The 8,224-nt window shown below is 55.0% G+C and carries 2 protein-coding genes; both read right to left on the bottom strand.

What is annotated here, in order from left to right:
* On the bottom strand, window positions 1-7,541 hold a 7,541-nt coding region (locus ACY692_RS13205; protein ID WP_462325845.1), incomplete at its 3' end, for an amino acid adenylation domain-containing protein.
* On the bottom strand, window positions 7,538-8,224 hold a 687-nt coding region (locus tag ACY692_RS13200), incomplete at its 5' end, for a phosphopantetheine-binding protein (protein ID WP_462325844.1). The genes ACY692_RS13200 and ACY692_RS13205, both read right to left, overlap by 4 nt.

Here is an 8,224-nt window from a genome sequence, read left to right as displayed (position 1 = left end):
TTGTCGCTCTGAAAGCATGAATCACCCGCGCCCCGGTCATGGGCACGGCAAAAAGCCCCCCATCCGATTCCCTTGGCGGGGATCTGACGCAGGCTCTGTTTGATGTTCATGATGCTCTGGCCCAGATCGTCCCCCAGGTTGAGGCGCACCGGATACACATTGGTGAACCAGCCCAGGGTGTGACTGTGATCCAAAGACGGATCGATGTTTTCCCTGCCGTGCCCTTCAAGGGTGATGCCCTGAATGGCTGCGCCCTGCCACGCTTGCAGCGCATAGGCAAAAGCCGTCAGCAGCAGATCGTTTATCCCGGTAAAATAGGCCTCATTGGCCTCCTTGAGCAGCCGACCGGTGATTTCCTCGCTCAGCCGTATTTCACGCTGCAGGGGTTGGTCATGATTCTCCCCCCACGATGTGTAATCGGGCAGGGATTCCATCAGGTTTTTCCAATACGCCTTTTCGTCCTCGTGCTGCTGAGGATATGCGTTGATGGCTGCCGCCCACTGGCGGTAACTGCTTGTTTTTTCGCCTAAGGTCGTGCCCTCGTAGCTACGTCTGATATCCTCGAGCAGAATCCTCCAGCTCACCGCATCCACGATCAGATGGTGCAGGGCAACATAGATTCCGGCGCTGCCGTCATCATAGCCCGTGACATACCCGAACTGCCACAAGGGGCCGTGCTCGATGTCAAACCCGCTCTGCCAGCCGGTGAGTATCCCCACAACCTCTTCATCACTCAGACCGCTTCGGTCCAGTATCTTCAAGTCCGGGATAACGATTTCCCGGTTGTATCGCTGTTTCCCGCCCTCAAAGGTGGTCCTGAGCATGTCGTGGTGCGCAACAAGGGCGAGGATTGCCTGTTCGAGGCGGTTCGTATCGAGCAGGGGAACCCTGACCATGAAGCTCTGGTTCCAGTGATTGTACTCGGGAAATTCCCTGCTTGCCACCTTGTCGAAAAACCATTCCTGAATGGGCAGCAGATCGAATGCACCCTCCAAAATGCCCTGTTCGGCTATGACGGCAACCTCTTTCTCTGTGCCTGAACTGAGGTGTTCTGCCAGCTTCGCCACCGTGGGATTCTTGAAAAGGTCCTTGACCGCGCATTCCAGCCCGGCATTTTTCAAACGGGAGCTGAGCTGGATGCTGAGAATCGAATCCCCGCCCATTCTGAAGAAATCATCGGTGATGCCCACCCGGTCCACGCCGAGAAGTTCTTCAAAAATGGCGCAGAGCTGTTTCTGCAGGTCTGTTTCGGGCTCTGTATAGTCGCTTTCGCTGCTCCGAACATCCGGCTCGGGCAGGTTCTTGCGATCGATCTTGCCCGAGGTGTTCATGGGAAAGTGTTCCAATTCCACGTAATAGGCGGGGATCATGTATTCCGGGAGAACCGTGGCCAGATGGGTTCGGATGTCTTCGGATTTAGGTCGTAAGCCCTCGGAGGATACGTCGCCGGACAAGGTGTAATAGGCACACAGGGATCTGTTCTGTTCACGCTCAACCACGTTCACGGCACACATTCGTATTCCTTTGATCAGGGACAATTTCTGCTCGATTTCCGCAAGCTCGATGCGATACCCATGAATTTTAACCTGGTCGTCACCCCGACCCAGGAAGACAAGGTCGCCATATGCTGTCCAGCGCACCATATCGCCGCTTTTGTACATCCTCTGCTCGAGATGATCGGAACCGTCCGCGCTCAGAAACGGGTCGGGCACAAAACGCTCGGCTGTCGTCTCCTCCCGGTTCAGATAGCCGCGAGCCAGGCCGTCACCACCGATATACAGCTCCCCGGGCACGCCCACAGGAACCGGACGCATGGAGGCATCCAGAACATACACCCTTTTGTTGCTGATGGGTGTGCCGATATTCAGGTTACTTATTGACGGCGCATGATCCCCCATTGTGGTGCATACGGTCGCCTCTGTCGGGCCGTAGGCGTTGACCAGCGCTGCCCTCTCACTCCAGTAATCCATGGTCTGCTTGTCGCAGACCTCACCGGCAGTGATGATATGCTGCAAACAGGGAAAATCCACGTCCCTGGGCATGAGCTCCAGCAGTTTGGCGGGGATATCGATGAGGTCGATTTTTTGCTCGGCAATGAACCCGGCCAATTTGTACACGTCTTTTCTGAGCTCTTCGCTGCACAGGCACAGACAGCCTCCATTCAACAATGCGCAGAACAGGGTTGAAACAGATGCATCAAAACTGGTCGGGGCAAACTGCAGAATGCGAAAGCCTTCGGTGATGCCGAAACTTTTACGGTGGGAGAAGGCAAGATTCACCACCCCGTAATGCTCGATCATGACCCCTTTGGGAGTTCCGGTGGAGCCCGAGGTGTAGATGATGTAGGCCAGATCCCTGGAGGTGTTCACGGGAACCGGGTTTACGGCGGGACTCTTTGCGATTTCATCCTGGTAGGCATCCAGGGCCACGGGCAGGGTTTCCTGGTCGGTCAGAAAAACCAGGTCGCTGATGCAATTTGAAGAGGTGAGAATCATCCGGCAGGCGCAGTCACGGATCTTGAAACGCAACCGTTCACCGGGATCGGCCGGATCAAAGGGAACATAGGCCGCGCCCGATTTCAGAATACCCAGAATACCCACGATCATGTGCACGCTGCGCTCGATATAGATGCCGATCAGGGTATCGCCCGCTATCTCCTCTCCTGTAAATTCGGCATAATCGCGCCGGATGGTGTGCGCCAGCCGGTTGGCCCGGCGGTTCAGCTCACGGTACGATAATGTTTCCTGTTCAAAGACCAGGGCGCAAGCGTCGGGGGTTGCCGCAGCCTGGTCTTCAAATATTTGGACAATGGTTCTACGGGCGGGATAGAAAGCCCCTGTCTCATTCCAGTCCCGCAGGATCGTGTCGTACTCCGAGGGGGAAAGCAGAACAATATCCCTGATGCGCTTGTTGGCACCCCGTGCAATCAGTTTCAGAATTTCCTGATAATGCCGTGCCATCCGGACGATGGTGGGACGCTCGAACAGACTGGTTGCATAGTTGAAACCGCAGGAGATCGAATCTGTGGCATCGTTGATCAGAAGACTGAGATCGAATTTGGCGATCTTGTACAGCTCGGAACTGTCCACGGGTGTCAGATAGTCGAGGGTGCCCGATGTTTCATCCTCGCCGAAACTCTGCAGGCTGAACATGATCTGAAACAGGGGATGGCGGGAAGGATCTTTTTCCACCTGAAGCAGGTCGATGAGTTTTTCAAAGGGCAGATCCTGATGCAGTTGCAGATCGGACAGGGACGAGGCCGTGTTGTCCATCAATCCCCGGATATCGAGATCCGGCGTGAACCGGCACCGAAGAACCGTGGAATTCACGAAAAAACCGATAAGATTTTCCAGTTGCGCGTAATGGCGGTTGGCCGTGGGCGTGCCGATGAGCACGTCATGCTCACCGCTGTACGTGTGCAGAAGGATGTAGAACGCGCTCAAGAACAGGCTGTACGCCGTTGTCCCGTAATCGCGCACCACGGTTCGCAGCTCTTCCGAAAGCTCACGGTCCAGCCGGATGGTATAATAATCACCGTCATATTGAACCGCAGCGGGCCGGGGCTTGTCCGTGGGAAAGGCAAAGGTTTCGTATCCCTTAAGGGTTTCCTGCCAGTAATCGAGCTCGGCCTGCAGGGTGTCCCCGGAAAGAAAGCCACGCTGCCAGGCGGCAAAATCACGGTACTGGATATCCAGCTCGGGCAATGAGAGTCTGCTGCCGTCCCTGTGGTGACGATACAACTGATCCAGCTCGCGCAGAAAAATGTCCGTGGACCAGCCGTCAAAGGCGATATGGTGGACATTTATCAGTACGTAGTTCTTCGTTTCGGTATGATAGAAGACAACCCGTACAGGATACTGATGATGGAGATCAAACACCGTATTGATGGCCTGTTCCACCCGGTCCTGAAGATCCTTTGCGGCCAGTTCCACATCCTCAATTTCCAGCGGTGCAGAACCCACCTTCTGATACACGTCCCCTTTCTCGCTTTTCACAAACACGGTCCGCAGCACTTCCTGCCTGTCCACGAGGTCGACAATCCCCTTTTTCAGGGCCGGGATGTCCATGTCATCAGCAAGCTCGTACAGCATGGGGATATTGTAGGCCGTACTCCCCCCTTCATACTCCTCGATGAAATACAGACGCTCCTGGGCAAAGGAGAGAACAGCGTGATCTTTGGGGCAGGGCTCGATTTTCACCAGACGCTTGAACCGGCCCATCCCCTCGGAGACGGCCTTGATGGTTTTCAGATCGAACAGCGAGGCCACCGGGATTTCTCGTCCCAGCATTCTGGTCATCTTGTGGCAGAGCCTGATGGCCAGGATGGAGCTGCCCCCCAGCCTGAAAAAATCATCACCGATGCCCACCTTGTGGACGCCCAGCTCTTCCTGCCACAATCGGCACAAAGCATCCTCGGTATCGCTGCGGGGAGGCGCGTAGTTTGCCGCATCCCCGGTAAAAGCGGGTTCGGGCAGAGCACGGCGGTCGACCTTGTCGTTGACCGTAAGCGGCATGACCGCAAGCTGGATGAAATACCGGGGCACCATATAATAGGGAAGCAGGCCGGCAAGATGATCGCCCAGGGCATTCGGCCGTATTTTCCGATCAGCCGTGAAATAGGCGCAGAGGTAGTTGATCCCGTTATGTTCGCGGCAGATGACCACGCACTGGGCAATGCCGGAATACGCGGCCAGCTTGTTTTCGATTTCCCCAAGCTCCACCCGGAACCCGCTGATCTTCACCTGATCGTCGTTGCGCCCCAGGTATTCGATATTCCCGTCCGGCAGCCGGCGGGCGATATCCCCGGTCTTGTACATACGCAGATTGCATCCCTTTTGCCGTTCTTCGTCGGTGGCAAAGGGGTTGGGGATGAACCGCTCCCTGGTCAGATCGGGACGCCGGAAGTATCCGCGGGCCAGACTATCCCCACCGATATACATCTCGCCCGGCACGCCCACAGGAACGGGCCTGAGATTTTCGTCCAGAATATAGATCCGATAATTGGCATACGGCCTGCCTATACCGCTCTGATTGTCGGGAAATATACACGACAGGGTCGTTCCCACAGTGGCCTCGGTGGGGCCGTATTCGTCAAAAATGGTCAGACCGTCCATATTGGACAACAGGTTTCTGCTCAGCTTTTCACCGCCTACAAATATCTCCTTGAGACTTGCGGGCAGTTCCCGCTGCAGGAGCAGGTAGAGCAAACTCGGAACCGTCTTGAGAAACGTGACACCGTGCCTCCTGATATGATCTATGTACTCGTCCAGATTTTTGAGGCTGCCCGGGTAGATGGCAATGGTGTTTCCCGTAAGCAGGGGCGCAAGGGTGGTCGTCACCGTGAGATCGAAGCTCAGGCTGCTGGACAGGTCTTGGACTTTTCTGCCTTGTGCAGTGGAGTTCTTGAAATTGTACACATAATTGATGACGCTTCTGTTTTCGAGCATCACCCCCTTGGGTCTGCCTGTGGAACCGGACGTATAGATGATATAGGCCAGATCCTCCGGCGTGTTGATACGTTTCGGGTTGCTCACAGGTGCCAGGTCTATCTCCCCGGCATAGGCATCCAGGGATATGGGCAGGGTATCGGTCTCCGCCAGAAAGACCAGATCCTCCAGCCTGTCGGAGGAGGTGAGCACCATTTTGCATCCGCAGTTATTGATCTTGAATTTGAGGCGCTCCTGGGGATCGTCCGAGTCAAAGGGCACATACGCCCCCCCTGCTTTCAGGATACCGAGAATTCCGACGATCATGTCCACACAACGTCCGATATAGATGCCTATCAGGGTGTCGCTTTGGATGTCGCTTCCGATGTATTCCCGAAAATCTCTCCTGATGGTGTGGGCCAGCTGATTGGCACGTTCGTTCAGCTCGGCATAGGTCAGTGTCTCATCCTGAAAAAGAACCGCCGGTGCGTCGGGTGTTTTGGCAACCTGTTCCTCAAAAAGCTGAACAATGGTGGCATCGGATGGGTACGGCGCACCGGTTTCATTCCACGTATACACCATCTGCTCATATTCTGCGGGAGAAAGCATATCGATCTCCCCCAGCCTGCAACCGCTGTGGGATGTCACCTGCTCGAGAATAGTGATATAGTGGGATGTGATCCGTTCGATGGTCGATGCGTCGAAAAGCGAGACAGCGTAATTGAAAACCCCTTTGAGGACCGGGCCGTTTTCATCCACAAACAGGCTCAGATCGAATTTGGCCGGCTGGTAATACGCATCAAGGGGAAGGCTCGTAAAAACGCTGTCCCTGGTGTCTGCAAAACTCTGAACCCCGAACATGATCTGAAAAATCGGATGGCGGGACAGGTCCTGCTCCAGGTCAAGGGCGTCCACCAGTTTTTCAAAGGGAAGATCCTGGTACTCCCGGGTGTTGGCAAGGGTCCGGCTGACCTGTTCGACAAGCGCGTCACAACTCGGGTCGTCCTCCCATGCTATGTTCAAGGCCATGCTGTTGACGAAAAAACCGATCACATTGTCCAGCTGGTTCTGATTTCTGCCGGCCGTGGGTGTACCGATAATGAGATTGTTCTGACCGGTATATTTGTGCAGCAGGATAGAGAAGGTGGACGCAAGCAGGGTGAACAGGGTCACCTTCTTGCGAGCGGCCAGGTTCCGAAGTTGTGTCGAGAGATCTTCCGTCAGCGTAAAAGAGATGCTCCCTCCCCGGTAATCCACTCGGGCCGGACGGGATCTGTCCGTGGGAAATTCAAGGGTTTTGAATCCCTGCAGTTCGTTTTTCCAGAAATCCAGCTGGCGCGTAAGTTCGCTTCCCGCAAGATACGCTTTCTGCCACAGGGCAAAATCCCTGTATTGGATATCCGTATCAGGCAGGTTCAGCGTTGCAGCATCCCTGTAATGCAGATAGAACATTTCGAGTTCCCGGAGGAAAATCTCCATGGACCAGCCGTCAAAGGCTATATGGTGCACAATGATCAGGGCGTATCTGCTTGTTTCGGTCATGAAGATGAACACCTTCAAAGGACCCTGATTGATCAGATCGAAAGGCTGATTCAGGCACGATACAAACTTTTCCGGGAGACTTTTCTCCGTAATCCGTTCTTCCCGTATGGGGTCAGGCAGAACATCCAGGACAGACTGATACTCATTCCCGTCGTCATCTTTGCAAAACACCGTGCGCAGCACATCATGACGCATGGCAAGGGCGGTGATACTTGTGCTGAAAGCCTCCAGATCAGCCCCGGGCCCCAGATCAAAGGCCATGGGAATATGGTAGGCGCTGCTGCCTCCTTGGAATTGCTCGAGGAACCACAACCGTTCCTGAGCAAATGACAAAGGGTATGTGGTGCCTGGATGCAAATCCTTGAAAATCGTCCTGCCGGTAAAACCCGCCTGAGTGGTGACATTGTTTGCCGTGAGCGCGGCCAGGATGTCGCCTTTGTTGGCGGCGATGAATGCCTTGTCATCGGGGTCCAGCGTGATGCCTTTGGGCAGAAAGGCTTTTAATTTGCCGCTTTCGTTCCACAGGGCGACACCCCGTTGTTTCAGTCCGCTGAAAAATGCTGCCAGGCTCATAATTCTATCACCTCCCCTTCGGCTTCATCCGGCTCCTGATCATCGGTCTGAGCAAACTGAGCAATGGTCCTGTTTGTGAAAATATCCGCCACTGCCACCTCTCGTCCCAAAATCCCGCTCATTGTGTGGGAAAGCTTTATGGCCAGAATGGAATTGCCGCCTATGCTGAAAAAATCGTCGTTGATGCCGATCTTCTCCATGCCCAGTATTTCCTGCCAGAGCCCGCACAGCTCTTCCTCGAGTCTGCTGCGGGGCGGGGCATAGGCATCGCTGACCACCGTGGTGTCCGGATCGGGCAGGTTATTGCGGTCAATCTTGCCCGACGTATTCATGGGAAAGCTTTCCAGGTGCACATACAAGGACGGGATCATGTATTCCGGAAGAACCGTGGCCAGAAAGTCGCGTATGTCGGTGGATGCAATCGCCGCATCACCGGGAGACGATTCCCCGGCAAGGGTATAATAGGCGCACAACGATGTATCCCGGTCACGCTCGACCACGCGCACCGCGCACATGGTTACCGGCTCGAACAAAGCCAGTTGCTGTTCGATTTCCGCAAGCTCGATGCGGTAGCCATGGATCTTGACCTGATCGTCATTACGCCCCAGGAAAATGAGCTCGCCCTCTGCAGTCCATCGCACCATATCGCCGGTCCTGTACATCCTCTCCTCGACATGGTCACC

It is taken from the genome of Desulfoplanes sp., assembly GCF_054921335.1.
The sequence above is the reverse complement of the archived record's forward strand: the minus strand, read 5'-3'. Positions and strand labels throughout refer to the sequence as shown.